Annotated in this window: 21 protein-coding genes; 18 read left to right on the top strand and 3 right to left on the bottom strand. The window is 39.1% G+C overall.

Annotated features, from left to right (window positions below):
* Nucleotides 1–9 precede the first annotated feature (9 nt).
* The 18 genes from AC4IFT_RS13705 (at nt 10) to AC4IFT_RS13620 (ending at nt 18,330) form a co-directional block, all read left to right on the top strand.
* Nucleotides 10–756, top strand: coding sequence for a glycosyltransferase family 2 protein (locus AC4IFT_RS13705; RefSeq protein ID WP_490751590.1), 747 nt, complete (start codon nt 10–12; stop codon nt 754–756).
* 10 nt (nt 757–766) lie between these two features.
* Nucleotides 767–1,615: a hypothetical protein gene (locus tag AC4IFT_RS13700; RefSeq protein WP_490751589.1), complete on the top strand. Its 849-nt coding sequence runs from the start codon at nt 767–769 to the stop codon at nt 1,613–1,615.
* Nucleotide 1,616: 1 nt separating this feature from the next.
* Entirely contained in the window at nt 1,617–2,723 is a 1,107-nt protein-coding gene (gene gmd / locus AC4IFT_RS13695) for a GDP-mannose 4,6-dehydratase (RefSeq protein WP_490751588.1), read from the top strand.
* Nucleotides 2,724–2,733: 10 nt separating this feature from the next.
* Nucleotides 2,734–3,696 (top strand): GDP-L-fucose synthase, encoded by a 963-nt coding sequence (gene fcl / locus AC4IFT_RS13690; RefSeq protein WP_490751587.1) that lies wholly within the window; start codon nt 2,734–2,736, stop codon nt 3,694–3,696.
* Nucleotides 3,697–3,710: 14 nt separating this feature from the next.
* On the top strand, nt 3,711–4,187 hold the full coding sequence (locus tag AC4IFT_RS13685; protein WP_166267086.1) for a GDP-mannose mannosyl hydrolase: 477 nt from the start codon (nt 3,711–3,713) through the stop codon (nt 4,185–4,187).
* A gap of 6 nt (nt 4,188–4,193) precedes the next feature.
* The gene (locus AC4IFT_RS13680) at nt 4,194–5,603 is read left to right on the top strand and encodes a mannose-1-phosphate guanylyltransferase/mannose-6-phosphate isomerase (protein WP_275075991.1); all 1,410 of its coding nucleotides are present in this window, start codon (nt 4,194–4,196) and stop codon (nt 5,601–5,603) included.
* A gap of 55 nt (nt 5,604–5,658) precedes the next feature.
* Nucleotides 5,659–6,414, top strand: a complete 756-nt coding sequence (locus AC4IFT_RS13675) for a glycosyltransferase family 2 protein (RefSeq protein ID WP_490751586.1) — start codon at nt 5,659–5,661, stop codon at nt 6,412–6,414.
* Nucleotides 6,415–6,481: 67 nt separating this feature from the next.
* Nucleotides 6,482–7,912, top strand: a complete 1,431-nt coding sequence (locus tag AC4IFT_RS13670; protein ID WP_490751585.1) for a phosphomannomutase — start codon at nt 6,482–6,484, stop codon at nt 7,910–7,912.
* Nucleotides 7,913–7,928: 16 nt separating this feature from the next.
* Nucleotides 7,929–9,095, top strand: coding sequence for a nucleotide sugar dehydrogenase (locus AC4IFT_RS13665; RefSeq protein WP_490751584.1), 1,167 nt, complete (start codon nt 7,929–7,931; stop codon nt 9,093–9,095).
* A 102-nt stretch (nt 9,096–9,197) separates the two neighbouring features.
* The gene (locus AC4IFT_RS13660) at nt 9,198–10,127 is read left to right on the top strand and encodes an NAD-dependent epimerase/dehydratase family protein (protein ID WP_490751583.1); all 930 of its coding nucleotides are present in this window, start codon (nt 9,198–9,200) and stop codon (nt 10,125–10,127) included.
* Nucleotides 10,124–10,675: a sugar transferase gene (locus AC4IFT_RS13655; protein ID WP_166267096.1), complete on the top strand. Its 552-nt coding sequence runs from the start codon at nt 10,124–10,126 to the stop codon at nt 10,673–10,675. The genes AC4IFT_RS13660 and AC4IFT_RS13655 overlap by 4 nt, the downstream gene beginning before the upstream one ends.
* A 22-nt stretch (nt 10,676–10,697) precedes the next feature.
* Entirely contained in the window at nt 10,698–12,602 is a 1,905-nt protein-coding gene (locus AC4IFT_RS13650; RefSeq protein ID WP_490751582.1) for a polysaccharide biosynthesis protein, read from the top strand.
* Nucleotides 12,603–12,659: 57 nt separating this feature from the next.
* The gene (locus AC4IFT_RS13645; protein ID WP_490751581.1) at nt 12,660–13,814 is read left to right on the top strand and encodes a polysaccharide export protein; all 1,155 of its coding nucleotides are present in this window, start codon (nt 12,660–12,662) and stop codon (nt 13,812–13,814) included.
* Between the two features lie 5 nt (nt 13,815–13,819).
* Complete coding sequence (locus AC4IFT_RS13640; protein ID WP_490737748.1) at nt 13,820–14,248, top strand: arsenate reductase/protein-tyrosine-phosphatase family protein; 429 nt, start codon at nt 13,820–13,822, stop codon at nt 14,246–14,248.
* Between the two features lie 35 nt (nt 14,249–14,283).
* Nucleotides 14,284–16,362 (top strand): polysaccharide biosynthesis tyrosine autokinase, encoded by a 2,079-nt coding sequence (locus AC4IFT_RS13635; protein WP_490751580.1) that lies wholly within the window; start codon nt 14,284–14,286, stop codon nt 16,360–16,362.
* A 17-nt stretch (nt 16,363–16,379) separates the two neighbouring features.
* Nucleotides 16,380–17,402 (top strand): UDP-glucose 4-epimerase GalE, encoded by a 1,023-nt coding sequence (gene galE, locus AC4IFT_RS13630; protein ID WP_490751579.1) that lies wholly within the window; start codon nt 16,380–16,382, stop codon nt 17,400–17,402.
* A gap of 143 nt (nt 17,403–17,545) precedes the next feature.
* Nucleotides 17,546–18,049: a tRNA (uridine(34)/cytosine(34)/5-carboxymethylaminomethyluridine(34)-2'-O)-methyltransferase TrmL gene (gene trmL, locus AC4IFT_RS13625; RefSeq protein ID WP_490751578.1), complete on the top strand. Its 504-nt coding sequence runs from the start codon at nt 17,546–17,548 to the stop codon at nt 18,047–18,049.
* 110 nt (nt 18,050–18,159) lie between these two features.
* Complete coding sequence (locus AC4IFT_RS13620; RefSeq protein WP_273827517.1) at nt 18,160–18,330, top strand: type II toxin-antitoxin system Phd/YefM family antitoxin; 171 nt, start codon at nt 18,160–18,162, stop codon at nt 18,328–18,330.
* A gap of 45 nt (nt 18,331–18,375) precedes the next feature.
* On the opposite strand, the gene cysE is transcribed toward AC4IFT_RS13620, so the two are convergent.
* The 3 genes from cysE to secB form a co-directional block, all read right to left on the bottom strand.
* Nucleotides 18,376–19,197 (bottom strand): serine O-acetyltransferase, encoded by an 822-nt coding sequence (gene cysE, locus AC4IFT_RS13615; protein WP_219245111.1) that lies wholly within the window; start codon nt 19,195–19,197, stop codon nt 18,376–18,378.
* Nucleotides 19,198–19,259: 62 nt separating this feature from the next.
* The gene (gene gpsA, locus AC4IFT_RS13610) at nt 19,260–20,288 is read right to left on the bottom strand and encodes an NAD(P)H-dependent glycerol-3-phosphate dehydrogenase (RefSeq protein WP_273827516.1); all 1,029 of its coding nucleotides are present in this window, start codon (nt 20,286–20,288) and stop codon (nt 19,260–19,262) included.
* The gene (gene secB / locus AC4IFT_RS13605; RefSeq protein ID WP_273804047.1) at nt 20,288–20,764 is read right to left on the bottom strand and encodes a protein-export chaperone SecB; all 477 of its coding nucleotides are present in this window, start codon (nt 20,762–20,764) and stop codon (nt 20,288–20,290) included. Before secB ends, gpsA begins: the two co-directional genes overlap by 1 nt.
* Nucleotides 20,765–21,022 lie beyond the last annotated feature (258 nt).

The raw sequence follows: 21,022 nt of genomic DNA, 5'->3' as shown, positions 1-21,022 counted from the left end.
TCATAAATTATGAAACTATCAATAATAACAGTTGTTTTTAACAACTCTCTAGGATTAGAGAAAACCATTAATAGTCTAATTGAGCAGGATAAAACACCAAGCCTTGAAATAGAATATATTGTAGTTGATGGTAATTCAAAAGATAAAACTCTAGAAATCATAAAACACTATTACAATCTAAATATAATCAATAAATTCATCTCTGAAGATGACAACGGAATTTATGATGCAATGAATAAAGGGATCAAGCTAGCTAATGGAGATTGGATTATATTCCTTAATTCTGGAGATACTTTCTTTGATAAAAAAGTTTTAGCTAAGTTTAACGAATGCCTCAGCAATAGCGAAAAAAAAACAAACTTTATCTATGGTGACTATATAAGTAATAACAATATTTTCTCTCAAAGCATTAGTTTATCATTTCTTCGAACTAAAATGATTAATCATCAAAGCATTTTTTATCATCATAATCTTTTTAAAAAATCACTTTATAACACTAATTATATATTTTGTGCTGACTATGCACACCTCATACACAACTACACGACAATTATCACTAAAAAATTAAATTACTGTATTACTAACTTTGATAATACTGGCATTAGCTCTCAAAGATATAATGTTAGAAAAATGTGGATTGAACGTTGCATAGCAGTTTTATCATCAGATCTTAACTTTTATATTAAGTTATTTTTAATATCAAAAGGATTAATAGCAATACCATTCCATTCCATCAGAATGATGTTCAAGAAGTAGCAAATTTACTATGACATTAAAAAATCAAAAAATTGAACTATTAGTCGGTGTGTGTGTTACTGAGAAAGATTGGATATCCTATAAAAATAGCATACTTCATTCTCTTTCATGCATAGAAAAACACTGGAAGAACGATTGTATTTTCTATATAGTAATCCAGAATAAAAATTTTTTAAGCAAAACAGAAACAAATCTAGATAAAAACAAAAAAATTTTATATACACCTATTGAAAATGTATCAACAGCAAGAAATGCTTGTATAAAAAAAGCAAAAGAATTGAAAGTGAAATTCATCCTATTTCATGATGCATCTATTTCATGGACAAATTCTGCCGCCTATTTTCTTCATAAAAATAGAGAAAAAAACATTACATTAAAAGCAAATGTTTCTTTTAGCAGCTTTCATGATGATTCACAATTTCATTTCACCGCAACAAAATGTAAAATTAATCCTATTTATGAACCTTATGTTTGGTCATACCTATTCTCATTAGATAAAATTAAAGATTTATATTTTAATGAAAATTTTGGTCCAGGGCAGTACACAAGATTTAAAAGTGGTGAGGATGTGTTATTTTTATTTGATTACTTTAATAATAATAGCTTCCATGTTCTAACAAATAAAAATGCAAAAATATACCATCCCCCAAGAGATTCGCAGTATTCAAAACATTTAACTTACGCCTTAGGTCAAGGGAAAATGTTTAGAATTTTATTATCAAACAATAAAACACCTTCAATTTGTCGTGACATTTTTCTATTTTTTGGGAATTCTTTTTTTCGTTGTTTATTATTAAGACCTAATTCCTTAAAAATTTTACGTCATCGTTTTCAAGGCTTTTTTAATGAGGATTTGTAGTATGAAAAAAGCATTAATCACTGGCATCACTGGACAAGATGGTTCTTACTTAGCTGAGTTTCTTTTAGAAAAAGGCTATGAAGTTCACGGTTTAATTCGTAGAGCTTCTTCTTTCAATACGGAGAGAATTGACTCTGTCGTTAATAACAGTGATAAGATTAAATTACACTATGGTGATTTAACTGATACCTCGAACTTAATCCGTTTAGTAAAAGAAATCCAACCAGATGAGATTTATAACTTAGGTGCAATGTCCCATGTGGCTGTATCTTTTGAGTCTCCTGAATATACTGCAGATGTCGATGCTATCGGTACACTACGTTTATTAGAAGCCATCCGTATTAACGGCCTAGAAAAGAAAACTCGCTTTTATCAAGCATCAACATCAGAACTTTATGGTGAAGTTCAAGAAATACCACAAAAGGAAACAACCCCTTTCCACCCTCGCTCACCGTATGCCGTAGCGAAAATGTACGCTTATTGGATTACAGTGAACTACCGTGAGTCATACGGAATGTATGCTTGTAATGGTACTTTATTTAATCATGAATCCCCGCGCCGCGGTGAAACGTTCGTTACACGTAAAATTACACGTACTATTGCCAATATTTCACAAGGCCTAGAGCAGTGCCTATATTTAGGTAACATGGATGCTTTACGTGATTGGGGACACGCAAAAGATTATGTTCGTATGCAATGGATGATGTTACAACAAGATCACGCTGATGATTTCGTTATTGCTACAGGTAAACAAATTTCCGTACGTGAATTTGTACGTATGTCTGCTAAAGAGGCTGGAATTGAGCTCTCATTTAGTGGCACTGGTGTAGATGAAATTGCAACCGTTACTAGCGTAAATAACACACTGGCACCAAATGTAAATATTGGTGATATCATAGTCCGTGTGAGCCCAAAATTCTTCCGCCCTGCAGAAGTTGAAACCCTTCTAGGCGATCCTTCTAAAGCAAAAGAAAAATTAGGTTGGGTGCCAGAGATCACCGTGGAAGAAATGTGCTCAGAAATGGTTGCATCTGATATAGAAAAAGCAAAACAGCATGCTTTACTTAAAGCTAATGGGTTTGATGTTGCTATTTCTTTAGAGAATTAAGGATCACTCCGTGAAAAAAAGAGTTTTTGTTGCTGGTCATAATGGCATGGTTGGCTCTGCAATAGTTAGACAATTACAAAATCGTAACGATATTGAATTAATAACAAAATCACGTCACGAATTAAATCTCACTAATCAGGCCGCAGTTGAACATTTCTTTGAGCAGAATAAAATTGATGAGGTCTATTTAGCCGCGGCCAAGGTTGGTGGCATCCACGCAAATAATACCTATCCAGCAGATTTTATTTATGAAAATTTAATAATGGAATGCAACATTATCCATTCTGCTCATAAACATAATGTTCAACATTTACTGTTTTTAGGTTCATCTTGTATTTATCCAAAGTTAGCAGCACAACCGATGTCTGAAGATGCACTGTTAACGGGTATTCTTGAATCAACGAATGAGCCTTATGCTGTTGCTAAAATTACAGGTATTAAACTTTGTGAATCGTATAATCGACAATATGGTCGTGATTACCGCAGTGTAATGCCAACTAATTTATATGGTGAAAACGATAATTTTCATCCAGAGAACTCACATGTTATTCCTGCGTTAATGCGCCGCTTCCATGAAGCTAAGCTGAATAATGACGAAGAAGTCGTTGTTTGGGGTACAGGAACACCTATGCGAGAGTTTCTTTATGTCGATGATATGGCTGCAGCCTCAGTCTATGTTATGGAATTAAACAAAGAAACATACCAAGCAAACACTCAACCAATGTTATCCCACATTAATGTTGGTACAGGTGTCGACTGCACGATTCGTGAAATGGCTGAAACTATGGCTAAAGTTGTCGGCTTTAAGGGAAGAATTACATTCGACAGCACGAAACCAGATGGAACCCCTAGAAAATTAATGGATGTATCTCGTTTAAAAAACCTAGGATGGACATATTCTGTCGAGCTTGAAAATGGATTAAGTGAAACTTACCAGTGGTTCCTGCAAAATCAGCAAAATTTTCGTAAATAACGGATTAAATAAATATGGCGCAGCGATTAGCATTAAATACGTTTAAAACTATCGTTGCATCTACTCCTTTAGTTTCTATTGATCTGGTCATTTGTAATTCAAAAAACCAAGCATTGTTAGGGCTACGAAATAATCGTCCCGCCCAAGGTTATTGGTTTGTACCAGGTGGGCGTATTTGCAAAGATGAAACATTTGACATCGCATTTCGGCGGTTAACGATTGATGAGCTTGGTATCAGTTATAATATCAATGATGCAAAGTTTATTGGTCATTACCAGCATCTCTATCAAGATAATTTTTCAGAGGATAATTTTTCTACTCATTATGTCGTCTTGGGATATTTAATTAAAGAAGACCTTGATCTCAATAAATTACCTTTGGAACAACATAGAAACTATCAATGGTGGGATATCAACGAACTTCTGGATTCATCTAAAGTACACGATAATACAAAAGCCTATTTTATTAATAACCATTTAAATTTACGGTAAATTATTATGTTATTGCCTGTTATTATGGCAGGAGGCTCAGGTAGTCGTTTATGGCCTCTTTCTCGTAGCCTATATCCAAAACAGTTTATTAGCCTAACTAGCAAAAAAACAATGTTGCAAGAAACTGCAGCGCGGTTAAAAACGCTGCAACATCAGCCCCCTGTATTTATCTGCAACGAAGAGCATCGTTTTATTGTTGCAGAGCAATTACGGCAAGAAAATGTCAAGCACAGTGGCATCATTTTAGAGCCCATTGGTCGAAATACAGCACCTGCTATAGCATTAGCGGCTATTAGGGCAATACAGAATGGAAATGACCCTTTATTATTAGTTTTAGCCGCAGATCATGTCATACAAAACCAAGCAGGATTTACTCATTCTATTGAAAACGCAATTGAGGCTGCTGAAGAAGGTGCTTTAATTACTTTTGGTATCATTCCAACAACACCTGAAACTGGGTACGGCTATATTAAAAAAGGCTCCCCTGTTAATATTGCAACTTATCAAGTCGAACGCTTCGTTGAAAAACCAGATTTAACTACCGCTGAAAGTTACCTTTCAAGCGGTGAATACCTCTGGAATAGCGGTATGTTTCTCTTCAAGGCATCCTGTTATCTCAATGAATTAAAAAAACACTGCCCCGATATTTTAAAAATATGCGAACAAGCAATTCTTAATTCACAAAATGATTTGGACTTTATTCGTATACAACCAGACATTTTTAGTGCGTGCCCTGATGACTCAATAGATTACGCTGTGATGGAAAAGGCAAACAACGTTCAAGTCGTTCCGATGGATGCAGGCTGGAGTGATGTTGGTTCTTTCAGTTCACTTTGGGAGGTTTCCCCCAAAGATACACAATCTAATGTCATTGTTGGTGACGTATTAACAGAAAATACAACAAACAGTTATATCTACTCCCAAAATAAACTCGTATCCACTGTTGGTATTGATAATTTGGTGATAGTAGAAACTAAAGATGCAGTGCTAGTCGCCAATAAAAACAACGTTCAAGATGTAAAAAGTATTGTTGCTCAATTAAAGAATGCAGGCCGTTCTGAATGCGAACAACATCGCGAAGCATACCGCCCATGGGGAACCCATGATGATATCGCTGAAGGCCAACGTTTCCATGTTAAACATCTTAAAGTAAAACCTGGAGAAAAAACCGCCTTACAAATGCACTATCACCGAGCTGAACATTGGGTTGTGGTACAAGGGACTGCAAAAGTAACCAATGGCGATAAAACGTTCATAATTAGCGAAAATGAATCCACTTATATTCCTATTGGATCTCCTCATAGAATAGAAAATCCTGGTAAAGTTGACCTACATTTAATTGAGGTTCGCTCAGGTAATTATTTACAAGAAGACGATATCATTAGGCTAGAAGAGTATGGTAAAAACCATAACTAGCTATTACTGAATGGTTTTCTACTCTTTTATAAATAACATACTTAAGTTAAACAATATGCTTAAAGATGACCTTGACTTTACTGTTATAACTGTTTGCTATAATTCTGCGAGTACAATACAAGAAACAATATCATCTGTATTAAACCAGAAAAGAGTAACACTTGAATATATTATTATAGATGGTGCATCTACGGATGGAACCATTGATATATTGAATAATAATAATGATAGCAGGCTGAAATACAGCTCAGAGCCTGATAAAGGTTTATATGATGCTATGAATAAAGGTATAGCTAAAGCAAAAGGAAAGATTGTAGCTATATTAAATTCTGATGACCTGTATATAAACGATTATGTATTATCTGATGTGCTTGCTGAATTTAATCAAAACAATGCTGACCTTGTTTCTGGCAATTTATACTATTTCAATAATGACCCTAGTCAGGTCATTAGAAAATATCCTTGTGAAGATATGAACTCAAAAGCCAAGTGGAAAAAAGGAAAACAACCACCACATCCATCCACATTTGTAAAACTCTCGGTATATAAAGAAATAGGCTATTATCATAGTGAATTTAAAATTTCTTCTGATTATGAATTTCTTCTACGAGCTATCTTTATAAATAACTACAAACACTCTATTCTAAATAAATATTTAGTTGCTATGCGCATGGGTGGAGAAAGCACTTCTGGCTTTAAAAGCAGATATATAGGAAGTAAGGAGGTTTATTTATCATGGAAGAAAAATAATATAGCTCCACCTTTATTTTTAATTCCTTTAAAAATAATCAATAAATTGCTTATTAAATAATACCTAATCTTATCGCCACTTATATCATGGTGAAAGTATCTCTCTATAAAAGTAAATTTTGATAATTATGAATACCACTAAAAACATCATCCTTGATTCAGGCATACAGTTTGGTACTAGCGGAGCCCGTGGATTAGTCTCTCAATTTACTGAAGAATCATGTGCTGCATTTACCCATGCATTTATTAATAGCATCAAAAGCAAATTTAGTTTTGACCAAATAGCCATCGCTATAGATAATCGCCCAAGTAGTGAATTTATTGCGATTGCTTGTATAGAGGCAATAAAGCAACAAGGAATAGAACCCCTATATTACGGTGTAATTCCAACACCTGCCCTTGCATATACTGCAATGAAAAATAATATTCCTTGCATCATGGTAACCGGAAGCCATATTCCTTTTGATAGAAACGGACTAAAATTTTATCGCCCAGATGGTGAAATCACTAAAGTTGATGAAGTAGCTATTTTAAATAATAACTCTCAATTTGAAATTTCCAATATAACGCTACACCCCCTATCAATAAATACATCAGCGACTGAAGAGTATCTCAATCGTTATTTATCTATATTTGATGAAAATCTATTAGCTGGTAAACGTATTGGTATTTACGAACATTCTAGTGCAGGGCGCGATATATACCCTATTTTGTTCAAAAAACTTGGGGCTGAAGTTATTTCTCTAGAACGTAGTGACCAATTTGTTCCTATTGATACAGAAGCTGTTTCTGAAGAAGACAAAGTAAAAGCAAGAAATTGGTCAAAGCTACACAAACTTGATGCTATTTTTTCTACCGATGGAGATGGAGATCGCCCACTTGTAGCTGATGAAAATGGTGAATGGTTACGAGGGGATATATTAGGTTTGTTATGTGCATTAGAGATGAACATAGAAGCATTAGCAATCCCTGTTAGCTGCAATACGATCATTTCATCTCATAAAGCTTTTAAGTGCGTAAAACAAACTAAAATTGGCTCGCCTTATGTTATTGAAGCATTTACTGATTTAGCTAGAGACTATAAGAAAATTGCAGGCTTTGAAGCCAATGGAGGTTTTCTTTTAGGGGCTAACATTGAAATTAATGGTAAGCAATTGTCAGCACTACCAACCCGAGATGCCGTATTACCCTTCTTAATGTTGTTATCTGCCGCAAAAGAGAATGGAATTGCTGAATTAGTTAATTCATTGCCACAGCGTATTACCTTTAGCGATAGAATACAAAACTTCGCAACAGAAAAAAGTAAAGCTATCATTGAAAAAGCCACAAAAAACCCAAAACACTTATTGCAATGTTTAGGTTTTGGTGATGAGAAACTACTAGATTTGAATACAATTGATGGGCTAAGAATGACATTATCAAATAGCAATATTGTTCATTTAAGACCATCAGGTAATGCCCCGGAATTAAGGTGCTATGCCGAAGCAAACGATCATCAGACTGCACAGTCAATTGTGCAACTATCTTTAAAAAATATTCAAACCTTCTCTGAAATTTAATCTATTTGGTTCACTTATGAAAATAGCAATCGCAGGGACTGGCTACGTCGGTCTATCTAACGCCATGTTACTGTCACAACACCACGAAGTGGTCGCTGTGGATATCATTCCTGAAAAAGTGGCGATGTTAAATAACCACCAATCGCCGATTGTTGATACGGAGATTGAACAGTTTTTAACGGAAAAAACACTGAATTTCCGTGCTACGGAAGATAAAGTGGAAGCCTATACAGGCGCACAGTACGTCATTGTCGCGACACCGACGGACTACGACCCAAAAACCAACTATTTTAATACCAAGTCAGTGGAATCGGTCATTCACGATGTGAATGAAATTAACCCAACTGCGACGATTATTGTGAAATCGACTATCCCTGTTGGTTTTACCGCACGTTTACGGGAAGAATTTGGTTACACTAACGTGATTTTCTCCCCAGAATTTCTACGTGAAGGCCGCGCATTGTGGGATAACCTGCACCCGTCCCGTATTGTGGTGGGTGAGCGCTCTGAGCGTGCACAAATTTTTGCCGATTTGCTGCTTGAAGGCGCCATCAAAAAAGATGTCCCAGTGTTATTCACGGATGGAACGGAAGCGGAAGCCATTAAGCTGTTTGCGAACACCTACTTAGCGATGCGTGTAGCTTACTTTAATGAGCTAGATACTTACGCAGAAAGCCGTGGTTTAAATGCACGCCAAATTATTGAAGGTGTATCGTTAGACCCACGTATTGGTAGCCATTATAACAACCCATCATTCGGTTACGGCGGTTATTGTTTACCGAAAGACACCAAGCAATTACTGGCCAACTACGATGACGTACCGAATAACCTGATTAACGCAATTGTTGAATCTAATCGTACTCGTAAAGACTTCATCTCTGACGCAATTATTGCCAAAGCACCACGTAAAGTGGGTGTCTATCGCTTAGTGATGAAAGCAGGCTCCGATAACTTCCGCGCCTCTGCGGTGCAGGGTATTATGAAACGCATCAAGGCCAAAGGTATTGAAGTGGTGGTGTATGAGCCAGTGATGAAGGAAAGTGAATTTTTCCATTCCAAAGTGGTCAATGACTTAGCGGAATTTAAAGCTCAATGCGACATCATTTTGGCCAACCGCATGGTGCCTGAAATTGAAGATGTGGCAGACAAAGTGTATACACGCGATTTATTTGGTAATGATTAAGTCAGCTATTCCATAGCCATATCATAATATTAAATTTTATATATTTATAATAAGTATGGCATAAATGGCACATATGTTAGATATAACATGGTTCACATATGCATGAAAACTTTAATTAGCGGATCTACCGGATTTATTGGAAAAGCAGTTCTTAAAGAATTAAAAAGTAACTATCGAATAATTACTCGAAATCATACATCTGAATTAAATGACTGTTTTACCATTCAATCTTTTAATCAAAATACAGATTGGAATGGTGCATTTGATGATATAGATAGTATTATTCATCTTGCAGCTATTGCGCATCGTACGAAAGTAAAAACACCAAATGATGATGAACAAAAGGAATTATGGAGTGTAAATGTCGAAGGAACGTTGCATTTCGCAAATGAGGCAGCTAAAGCGGGTGTCAAACGCTTTGTGTTTATAAGCTCCATTGGTGTAAATGGTAATATCACACATGAAAAGCCATTCTCCCCACAAGACACACCAGCACCACATAATGAATACGCTAGATCTAAATTAGTTGCGGAGCAGGGCCTCTCTGAGATCTGTGCCAAAACAGGTATGGAACTCGTGATCATACGCCCTGTTTTAGTCTATGGTGAAAATGCACCTGGTAATTTTGCTCTTCTTTTAAAGTTGATACAAAAAATACCTATGTTACCTTTTGGGCTAACGAATAACTCACGAAGTTATATATCTGTAAAGAACTTAGCGCATTTTATTGCAATATGCACTCAACACCCCAATGCTGCCGGTAAAATCTTTTTAGTTTCAGATGGAAGAAACCTTTCCACAAAAGAACTCACTAGCGTTATAGGTACAAGCCTAGGAAAGAATATCATTCAACTACCCGTTCCTAAGCTCCTAATGAAGACCCTATTAAGTGCCATTGGCAAGCAAGGTCTTTTTACCCAGCTTTATCAAAATTTAGAGGTCGACTCCTCAAATATGTTCAATGAACTCGGCTGGACTCCACCTTATACCATAGAGCAAACAATGAGTTACTTAGGAAACAACAAGAAATGATACGTATAATTGATTTCTTTTCAGCCTTAATTGGGTTAATCGTTTTATCTCCTGTACTACTTATTACCTCTATTATTGGTTATTTTGAAACAGGTTCACCTATTTTTATTCAAACTCGTGTTGGCAAAAATAAAAAACCCTTCAAGTTAGTTAAATTTAGAACAATGAAAGTTGGTACTTCATCTGTCGCCAGTCATTTAGTTGATACTAACTCTATAACTAAATATGGGACTATTTTACGTAAAACCAAAATAGATGAACTTCCACAATTAATTAATGTATTAAAAGGTGAGATGAGTTTAGTCGGCCCTCGGCCTAATTTATTTAACCAAGAAGAATTAATACAACAACGTTCAGCACTAAATATCTATGATGTTCGCCCAGGTATAACTGGGTTAGCACAAATTAAAAATATTGATATGTCTACTCCGCAGCTATTAGCGGCTACAGATAAAGAAATGATAGATAACCTGAACCTTAAAAATTATTTTAAATATATCATGATGACAGTCACCGGCAGTGGTTCCGGCGATGCTGCTGCCAAGTGAAAAACAAAAAGAAGTAATCATTATGGATAAACTTAATCGCATCTGGTCTCTACCCCGAGTTTATAAAAGGCTCATTGGCTTGGGTATCGACACGCTACTTATTATTGTTTCATTCTTTCTCGCCCTGTGGGTAAGGCTGGGTGAGGTTGTTATTCACCTGTCTTATCATACTTGGCTAACCTTGCTGGGTACGATTATCGTGACCCTGCTAGCCTTTGTAAAATTAGGGTTATACCGTGCAGTCTTACGCTACCTCACTTTCCATGCATTAACTGTGGCCATGGTAGGCGCATTAATTTCTGCATTTTCCATCACGACATTTTCTTATTACTTAGAAGCAAACATTCCGCGTACTATTCCATTTATCTATATGACCTTCCTCATTTTATTATGTGGCGGGGCAAGAATGTTAGTACGTTCGATGATTGTGCAAGCAAGCCGTAAGGGTTGTGAACCCGTACTAATTTATGGAGCGGGTAGCACGGGTCGCCAGCTAGCAATTGCTTTACGAAATGCCGTTTCTTACCAAGTTAAGGGCTTTATTGATAACGACCCTTCACTACACCATACTGTTATTCAAGGTATTACCGTGCACTCTTCAGATAAAATCGAAGAACTTGTGAATAAGCTTGGCATTGAGAAAATTTTACTCGCGATGCCTCGAACATCGCGCTCAGAACGTAAAGCAATTATTAACGGCTTATTACACCTCTCTGTTGAAGTCTTGACGGTTCCTGATTTTAACGACATCGTTGAAGGCCACGCCACAGTTGATGACTTAAAAGATGTTGCTATTGAAGATCTTTTAGGTCGTGACCCTGTTGCCCCTAACCCAGATTTAATCGGTGCCAATATCACAAATAAAGTTGTTATGGTAACAGGCGCTGGGGGTTCTATCGGTTCAGAGCTGTGTCGACAGATTGTTCGCCAAAAACCAACTACAATCGTGTTATTTGAAATTTCAGAATTCAATTTGTATGAAATTGATAAAGAGCTAAATAACATTGTTAACGCCGAAAAATTAAAAGTTAGAATTGTTCCATTGTTAGGTAGCGTTCAAGAATTTGAGCGTTTAAAAAATGCCTTAGAAACTTTCCATGTCCAAACCGTTTACCATGCCGCCGCCTACAAGCACGTTCCTTTAGTGGAATATAATGTTGTTGAAGGTGTACGTAATAATATTTTTGGTACTTACAATGCAGCACAAGCGGCAATTGAAGCAAATGTTGAATCTTTTGTGCTGATTTCCACAGATAAAGCGGTTCGCCCAACCAATATAATGGGCACGTCAAAACGAATGGCAGAATTAGGGCTACAAGCGCTGTCTGAAAAAGAAAGCGCTAAAGAAAACGGAACCCGTTTTTGTATGGTTCGTTTTGGTAATGTATTAGGTTCTTCAGGCTCTGTGATCCCGCTGTTTAAACAACAAATTGCGATTGGTAAAGCCATTACCGTCACACACCCAGATATTATCCGTTACTTTATGACTATCCCTGAAGCTGCTCAGCTCGTATTACAAGCCGGAGCAATGGGCCAAGGTGGTGATGTCTTTGTATTGGATATGGGTGAACCCGTTAAAATTGTTGATTTAGCGAAAAACCTGATTCAACTTTCTGGCCTTGAGTTAAAAAGCCAGAAAAATCCGAATGGTGATATTGAGATCAAATTTACAGGTCTTCGTCCAGGTGAAAAGCTGTATGAAGAGCTCTTAATCGGTGATAATGTCCACTCAACAGAACATCAGCGTATTATGGCTGCCAATGAAGTCTTTATCCCTTTAGATGATTTCATTAAAATATTAGATAAATTAAATCTTGCATGTCAAAATTACGACCTTGAAGCGATACGCCAGATTTTACTTGAAACGCCAACTGAATTTAACCCAACGGATGGCATTGGTGATTTAGTGTGGAATGCCAAACACTAATCATAATAATATTCTTCATTTTAAAAATAATTATTTAACTTTTAACAGGATACTCAAGTGATTAGCAAGCGCCTTCCACTGACTCTATTAGCAGTGAGTATTTTACTTACAGGCTGTACCGTTACCCCTGGTGCCTATATGTCGACCTCTGGCAAAAATGTGGTTGATACAGGTGACCGTGATATTACCAAATTGGTTGATATCTACCCGATTTCACCAAAATTACTCGATGACATGTACACAGCCCCAACCATTGCCAAACCAAATTCACAGTTAGAAAAACAACTGACTAACTATGAGTACCGTGTGGGCGCAGGTGATGTATTAACCATCACTGTTTGGGACCACCCTGAATTAACTATCCCTGCGGGTTCTTTTCGTAGTGCTACAGAAGCAGGTAACTGGGTTCACGCTGATGGCACCATCTACTACCCGTATATCGGTAAAGTCAAAGTTATCGGTAAAACCGTCACTGAAATCCGTACGCTGATCAGCAGCCGTTTAGCTACCTATATTGAATCCCCACAAGTGGATGTCAGTATTGCCGCATTCCGTTCACAGAAAATGTATGTGTCCGGTGAAGTGACAAAGCCAGGGACATTACCTATCACTAACGTGCCGTTGACGATTTTAGAAGCCTTTAATAATGCAGGTGGCTTAACCGAAAAAGCCGATTGGGATAATGTGGTACTAACCCGCAATGGCAAAGAAATTAAAGTCTCATTACAGGATTTAGTTCAGTATGGGGATTTAACCCAAAACTACCTGATGCTACCAGGTGATGTGCTGTATGTACCTCGTAATGACTCACAAAAAGTGTTTGTGATGGGTGAAGTTGGCCAGCCAACCACGTTAACTATTGACCGTGCTGGGATGAGTATCACTGAAGCACTGAGCAAAGCCAGTGGCCTAAATCAAAACACTGCCAATGCAACAGGCGTGTTTGTTATTCGCCCAATTAAAAACCAGCCAGCCGCAGATAAAGAGCTTGAAGCATTACTGCCGAAAAAAATGGCAGCGGTCTATCAGTTAGATTTATCGGATGCCACATCACTGGTGATGGGCACCGAGTTTAAACTGCAACCGTATGACTTAGTCTATGTTACCGCAGCCCCTGTGGTGCGTTGGAATCGCCTGATTACCCAATTACTACCAACGATAGCTTCATATAACCAATTAACGGAAGGCACCAAACGTATTCACGATTGGTAATCGACATGTTTAATCATATCCTAGTTGTTTGCATGGGTAATATTTGCCGCTCCCCGACAGGGGAGCGTTTATTGCAACAATATTTCCCCACCAAAAAAGTCGATTCCGCAGGGATTATCGCCAAAAATGATCTCCCAGCCTATGACAGCGCCATCCGTATTGCTGCGCAGCATCAGCTTTCCTTGGAAAACCATCAATCACGCCGGTTAACCAGCGAAATATGCCATAAAGCAGACTTAATCCTAGTGATGGAAAACGACCATATTGCTAAAATCCACCAACAGTTTCCGCAAACACGTGGCAAAGTGATGTTATTTGGGCAATGGATTAATAAAACCGAAATCCCTGACCCCCATAAACGCAGTGATGAAATGTTTGAACATGTTTATCAGTTAATCGAAAAAGCCGCCATCGCTTGGCAAGGAAAAATTTAATTTTATTTATTGGATGACTTAACATTTAACCTATTATGAACACAACAAAAAATAGCTCCCCAGCCTCAGATGAAATCGATCTGCTCGCCCTGTTTAAAGTTTTGAAATCCAACACGATAAAAATTGGGTTTTTCACAGTTATCTTTGCGGTAATTGCAGTGGCTTATAGCCTACTCGCAACGCCAATTTACCAAGCCAATGCGACCTTACAGTATGACAAGTTAGGTCAGGTGTCATTACTCGACCAAATGAGTGATGTAATGCCATTTGGTAACAGCAATAACCAAGTGGATTCCGAAATCGAAGTCATTAAATCCCGTATGGTGTTAGGTAAAACTGTGGCGGATTTAAACCTTGATACACTGACTGCACCGACCGGTTTTGCCAGTAAATTGCTTGGCGAAACAGCACCTTTAACCATCACGGTATATCAACTGCCTGATCACTTAGTAGGAGAGCCCGCAACGCTGACATTTACCAGCGAAAAAACCTACTCGCTGAATATTGATGATCAAATTTTTGACGGTAACGTTGGCCAAGTCCTTAAACAAGGTGAAATTAATTTACTGGTTGCCAGTTCATCAGCAAAAGCAGGTGATGAATTTACTCTGGTAAAAAATGCCCGCTACTCTTCCATTGAAGATTTACGCAGAACCTTAACTATTGCTGAGGTAGGTAAAGGCACAGGTATCATAAACCTAGAAATCAAAGGCGCGGATAAAACAGAAAACGTTAAAATCCTCAACAGCATTATCCAAAACTACGTTGACCAAAATACCGAGCGTAAAAAAGAAGTCACCAACAATACCTTAGTCTTCTTAAATGATTATTTACCCACCATTAAAGCAAAACTGGATAACTACGAAAACCAGCTTAATGCGTTCCGTAAAAAGAATGAATCTATTGACCTCTCATTAGAAGCTAAAGCCGCGTTAGATACGGCGTTGCAAGTGGAAGAAAAACTCAATGAGTTAACCTTTAAAGAAGTAGAAATTCAGCAACTGTACACCCGTAACCACCCTGCGTATCAGTCCCTACTAGATAAACGCCAGCAGTTGTTACGTGAAAAAGAAAAAATCAGTAAAAACATCCAAAAGCTACCCAATACCCAACAAGAGATCGTGCGTTTAACCCGCGATGTAGCAGCAGAACAAGCCATTTATACTCAACTGGTTTCAAAACAACAAGAACTCAGTGTACTCAATTCAGGTATTACTGCAGATGTGCGTATTATTGACTCCGCTGAGTCCCAACCAAATGCAGTTGCACCGAAAAAATCCCTGATTGTTGTACTTGCCACAATCCTTGGCTTTATTGTTGGTTGTGCTTATGTGATTGCCCGCGAGTTCTTTAATAACAAAATTAAAAGCACGGAAGATATTGATGCGCTAGGCGTGAATGTGTATGCCACAATTCCATTCTCTACCTATGAGAAAAAACTAATTGAGGCAGGGAATAAAAACCCATTAGCCCTTGAAAACCCTGCAGATACTGCGGTTGAAGCTATTCGCTCACTGCGTACCAGCGTTTACTTCTCGGTAATGAACCAAGGGAATAACTTGGTGATGGTGACCAGTGCGTCACCAGGGGTCGGGAAAAGCTTTGTCACCTCCAATATGGCGGTGGTACTGGCTAATGCAGGTAAAAAAGTGTTATTAATCGACACCGACTTACGTAAAGGCCGTCTACATAAAGCATTTGGTTTAAATAACAAAACTGGGCTATCTGAATATTTATCACAACAAAGTCTAGAATCCCCAACCATTCATACCAATGTGATTGAAAACCTCGATGTGATTTGCCGTGGTAAAAACGTCACTCACTCGTCAGAATTACTGATGGGTGAACGCTTTAAGCAGTTGCTAGATAAAGTGAAAAACCAATACGATATCGTGGTGATTGATACCGCACCTATTTTAGCCATCACTGACTCGGCCATTATTGGTAAATATGTCGGCACTTCACTGCTAATTGCGTTCTATGGTGTGAACACCGTGAAAGACGTGGATTTATCACTCAAACGCTTTAAGCAAAATGATATTGAAATCACTGGTGTGATACTCAATGGTATCGACGCAAGGTCTGACGATTATAACTATCACTACGAATATTAAGAATTAGGGATATATTGATGAATAATCAAGTTCTAGTCACCGGCGGCCTTGGCTACATTGGTAGCCATACCTGTGTGCAAATGATCCAGCAAGGAATGCAGCCGATTATTTTAGATAACCTGCATAATGCCAACCTTGAGGTCCTTAACCGTATTGAAGTGATTACGGGAACAAAACCCGTGTTTTACCAAGGTGACGTGCGTGATAGCCAAATTTTAGACAGCATTTTTGCTAATCACCAAATTCATTCAGTGATCCACTTTGCAGGCCTTAAAGCAGTGGGTGAGTCGGTTGAAAAACCGATTGAATACTATGACGTTAACGTCAATGGCACATTAGTGTTAGTGGAGAGCATGAAAAAAGCGGGTGTAAAAAGCCTAATTTTTAGCTCTTCTGCTACTGTATACGGTGAGCCTGAGCATATTCCATTAACGGAAGACGCTTCGGTGGGTAATACCAATAGCCCATACGGTACCAGCAAGTATATGGTTGAGCGTATTCTGACTGATTTAAATATTGCCGATAATACATGGTCCATTTCATTACTGCGCTATTTTAACCCTGTAGGTGCTCATAATTCAGGCCTTATGGGTGAAGACCCGAATGGTATTCCAAATAACCTTACGCCATTTATAGCCCAAGTCGCAGTAGGTCGCCGTAAAGAGCTCGCTATATTTGGTGGGGATTACCCAACTAAAGATGGCACAGGTGTACGTGATTATATCCATGTGATGGATTTAGCGGATGGTCACATTGCTGCTTTGAATAAAGTTAGCCAACAAGCAGGCCTTCATATCTATAATCTAGGAACAGGCACAGGAACAAGTGTATTGGAAGTTGTCGCTGCTTTTGAAAAAGCAGTTGGTAACCCCATCCCTTATACCATTTCTGAGCGCCGCGCTGGTGATATCGCGGAATATTGGTCAACGCCAGCGAAAGCACAACGTGATTTAGGTTGGACCGCACAATATTCCATTCAAGATATGGCTGATGACGTTTGGCGTTGGCAGTCCATGAACCCAAACGGTTATAAAAGCTAACCTCAATTAGCGACTTTATAAACGCGCCTCTATGGCGCGTTTTTTTGTTTTTGGCGCGCAAATAAAAGTTCCGCATGAAAATAATACGATTTGCGCGTACACTCTTCCCATCATTTTTATCATCATAAAATCAATCAAACGCTATGCCACACATTGTTTTATTCGAACCAGAAATACCACCAAACACCGGTAATATTATTCGCCTTTGTGCTAACACGGGCTTTAGTTTGCACCTTATCCACCCGCTAGGGTTTACGTGGGATGATAAACGCTTACGCCGTGCTGGGCTGGATTACAGCGAGTTTGTCGATATCAAACATCATCATGATTATTATGCCTTTTTAAAAAGTGAAGGGTTAAACCCAGATAATAACCAGTCTGAAAGTGGTGCGAGGGTCTTTGCTCTAACCACCAAAGGTAAGCCAAGCCACAGTAATGTCAGCTACCAAGAAAATGACTATTTGATGTTTGGCCCGGAAACGCGCGGGTTGCCACCTTATGTGCTCGATAATATGCCAATGGAACAAAAAATTCGCATTCCAATGTTGGCCGATAGCCGCAGTATGAATTTATCCAATTCAGTTGCTGTTGTCGTGTTTGAGGCATGGAGGCAATTGGGGTATCCGGGGGCATTGCTAAAAGACTAGAATTACTCGATATACCTCAAGCGGTATGAGTGAGGCTTCACTCCGACACCCAAGCTACATACCGCTCGAATTATTGAGAGGATAGCTCTGAGCATAAGAGAGATATATTAATGAAAGAAACCGTTACTAAACAAACTGAGCAACCCACTAATACCCCATTAGATAGTATTGATGAAACCACTTATTTATTACGTTCACCCGCTAATGCCGAACATTTAAATAAATCGATTACTCAGTTTAAAATGGGAAATGTGTTTAAAAAGCAACCTATTGAAGAATAACAACGATAGTGAGCAACTAACCTATCTTTTACGCCTTTCCACAACTCAAATCCCATCCCCATTTTCAAACCCCCAAATACTACCATTAAAGTTTTGATCCATTTCTAAGGATGGCTTATCACTGGTTGGTTTGCCAACAATACGTGCAGGAACACCCGCCACTGTGGTATGAGGAGGTACAGGGTGAAGAACAACCGAACCCGCACCAATTTTGGCACCACGGCCGATTTCGATGTTGCCTAAAATTTTTGCCCCTGCCCCAATCATTACCCCTTCTCTGACTTTGGGATGACGATCGCCGCAAGTTTTACCTGTCCCGCCGAGGGTAACAGACTGTAAAATCGACACATCGTTTTCCACGATAGCTGTTTCACCAATCACAATACCTGTCGCATGGTCGAGCATGATGCCACAACCAATGCGAGCAGCTGGGTGGATATCCACGCCAAAAGATACTGAGATTTGGTTTTGCAGGTAAACCGCGAGTGCTTGACGGCCTTCTTTCCACAACCAATTACCAATACGATAAGCTTGCAGCGCATGAAAGCCCTTTAGATAAAGTAACGGCGTGGAATATTTATCGACGGCAGGGTCACGTAGGCGGACAGCGGATAAATCCATTGCAGCGGAGAAAATCATTTGTTCATCATTGCGATACGCTTCTTCAACGATTTCGCGAACTTCAAGCGCTGGCATGATAGGTGAGCTGAGTTTGTTCGCCAGCATATAACTGAGCGCACTGCCCAAGTTGTCATGCTTGAGTAACGTCGCGTTAAAAAAACTGGCTAGGAGTGGTTCGCAGTCAGCAAGCGACTTCGCTTCTTCTTTAATGAAGCCCCAAATTCTATCCAATTCTTCACGCGACATAATGACTCACCTATCTATTTTTATATTTACCCTATGGTATAACTTAATTAGGTTAATTTTTATTAATCATGCAGTTTTGGCATATCCGCAATTTCATCTTTCGTCGCACGGCCTAATAGCGCTTGCGCCGCCTCTAACACATTCTTGTGACAATAGAGGATTTGATAAATTTGCTCCGTAATTGGCATTTCCACACCTGCGCGTTCAGCGAGTGCGCGGACTTCTTTGGTATTCCGATACCCTTCAACCACTTGGCCAATCTCTTTTTCTGCTTCTTCAACCGTCACGCCATCGCCTAGCATCATACCAAAGCGACGGTTACGGGATTGGTTGTCGGTACAGGTTAACACTAAGTCACCTAACCCTGCCATCCCCATAAAGGTTGAAGGATCTGCACCCAATGCAGCGCCAAGGCGGCTCATTTCAGCTAAACCACGGGTAATCAACGCCGTACGTGCGTTAGCCCCAAAGCCCATGCCATCAGAAATCCCCGCACCAATCGCAATCACGTTTTTCACTGCGCCACCAAGTTGTACACCAACCATATCGGGGTTTTTGTAAACTCGGAAACTTTTGCCGCAATGAAACAGCTTTTGTAAGTCATCACCAAACTGGCTATCACTTGCCGCGACTGAAATTGCTGTCGGTAAGCCCGCCGCTAATTCTTTAGCAAATGTCGGCCCCGATAGCACTGCCAACGGAATTTCGTTACCTAATACCTCACGTGCCACTTCTTGCAACAAACGCCCCGTATCCCTTTCTAAGCCTTTGGTTGCCCAGATAATACGTGAATCAGCACGCAAGTAAGGTTGGATTTGTTTGAGTACATCACCAAAAACATGGCTCGGTACGACTATCAAGATATTGGGACTCGCCTCAACGGCACGTTTTAAGTCCGTTTCGAGAGATAAACTATCAGGGAAAGAAACGCCAGGCAAAAATGCCTGATTACTACGGTCTTGCTCTAATTGATGAATGTGTTTTGGGTCATGGCCCCATAACACGACTTGGTGCGCATTACGGGCAAGCGTAATGGCTAAAGCGGTGCCGTATGAGCCGGCACCGATCACTGACATTGAAGCAGTATTCATTAAGCGTCCTGTTGAGCTTCTGAGTTCTGCGCTTGTTCGCCTTGTTGCTGCTGTAAGTAGTTCATGAACAGAGCATCAAAGTTAACTGGCGCTAAATTCAATTGTGGGAATGTACCACGACCCACTAAGCTAGTAATCGCTTCACGCGCATATGGGAACAGAATGTTCGGGCAGTATGCACCTAAGCAATGTGCCATTTGTGTGCCATCGATACCTTCGATAGAGAAAACACCTGCTTGCTGAACTTCACACAGGAATGCGGTTTCTTCACCTAAAGTTGCCGTAGTCGTCACACGTAAAACAACCTCATAAACGCCTTCTGACAGCTGGCTTGAAGATGTATCTAAGTCTAATTTGATCTCTGGCTGCCACTCTTGTTGAAAGATATGTGGTGCGTTCGGTGCTTCAAAAGAAACGTCTTTTGCGTAGATGCGTTGAATTTGAAAAACCATTTCTGAGTTGTTTTGTTCTGACATAAGTTAGTACCTTTTAACTTCCATATGAGTTTTCCCTGTTATTCTTTGAGCTACAGGGGTGTTCGCTGCATTGCGTTACCCAAGTCACATACTGATGTATGCTCCTTGGATACCTTCACTTGCTGCCTACCTGTAACTCAAATAATTTAAGGGAAACCCTGTTATTCTGAGCTACAAGGGGGTTCGCTGCATTGCGTTACCCAAGTCACATACTGATGTATGCTCCTTGGATACCTTCACTTGCTGCCTACCTGTAAC

The organism is Providencia sp. UF-183, from assembly GCF_058246155.1.
This window is presented reverse-complemented; position numbering and strand designations above follow the sequence as displayed.

Excerpts from the sequence above, each read along its gene's own strand:
- AC4IFT_RS13705 (WP_490751590.1), top strand. The coding sequence starts at position 10 with ATGAAACTATCAATAATAACAGTTGTTTTTAACAACTCTCTAGGATTA.
- AC4IFT_RS13700 (WP_490751589.1), top strand. The coding sequence starts at position 767 with ATGACATTAAAAAATCAAAAAATTGAACTATTAGTCGGTGTGTGTGTT.
- gmd (WP_490751588.1), top strand. The coding sequence starts at position 1,617 with ATGAAAAAAGCATTAATCACTGGCATCACTGGACAAGATGGTTCTTAC.
- AC4IFT_RS13685 (WP_166267086.1), top strand. The coding sequence starts at position 3,711 with ATGGCGCAGCGATTAGCATTAAATACGTTTAAAACTATCGTTGCATCT.
- AC4IFT_RS13680 (WP_275075991.1), top strand. The coding sequence starts at position 4,194 with ATGTTATTGCCTGTTATTATGGCAGGAGGCTCAGGTAGTCGTTTATGG.
- AC4IFT_RS13675 (WP_490751586.1), top strand. The coding sequence starts at position 5,659 with ATGCTTAAAGATGACCTTGACTTTACTGTTATAACTGTTTGCTATAAT.
- AC4IFT_RS13670 (WP_490751585.1), top strand. The coding sequence starts at position 6,482 with ATGAATACCACTAAAAACATCATCCTTGATTCAGGCATACAGTTTGGT.
- AC4IFT_RS13665 (WP_490751584.1), top strand. The coding sequence starts at position 7,929 with ATGAAAATAGCAATCGCAGGGACTGGCTACGTCGGTCTATCTAACGCC.
- AC4IFT_RS13660 (WP_490751583.1), top strand. The coding sequence starts at position 9,198 with ATGAAAACTTTAATTAGCGGATCTACCGGATTTATTGGAAAAGCAGTT.
- AC4IFT_RS13655 (WP_166267096.1), top strand. The coding sequence starts at position 10,124 with ATGATACGTATAATTGATTTCTTTTCAGCCTTAATTGGGTTAATCGTT.
- AC4IFT_RS13650 (WP_490751582.1), top strand. The coding sequence starts at position 10,698 with ATGGATAAACTTAATCGCATCTGGTCTCTACCCCGAGTTTATAAAAGG.
- AC4IFT_RS13640 (WP_490737748.1), top strand. The coding sequence starts at position 13,820 with ATGTTTAATCATATCCTAGTTGTTTGCATGGGTAATATTTGCCGCTCC.
- AC4IFT_RS13635 (WP_490751580.1), top strand. The coding sequence starts at position 14,284 with ATGAACACAACAAAAAATAGCTCCCCAGCCTCAGATGAAATCGATCTG.
- galE (WP_490751579.1), top strand. The coding sequence starts at position 16,380 with ATGAATAATCAAGTTCTAGTCACCGGCGGCCTTGGCTACATTGGTAGC.
- trmL (WP_490751578.1), top strand. The coding sequence starts at position 17,546 with ATGCCACACATTGTTTTATTCGAACCAGAAATACCACCAAACACCGGT.
- AC4IFT_RS13620 (WP_273827517.1), top strand. The coding sequence starts at position 18,160 with ATGAAAGAAACCGTTACTAAACAAACTGAGCAACCCACTAATACCCCA.
- cysE (WP_219245111.1), bottom strand. The coding sequence starts at position 19,197 with ATGTCGCGTGAAGAATTGGATAGAATTTGGGGCTTCATTAAAGAAGAA.
- gpsA (WP_273827516.1), bottom strand. The coding sequence starts at position 20,288 with ATGAATACTGCTTCAATGTCAGTGATCGGTGCCGGCTCATACGGCACC.
- secB (WP_273804047.1), bottom strand. The coding sequence starts at position 20,764 with ATGTCAGAACAAAACAACTCAGAAATGGTTTTTCAAATTCAACGCATC.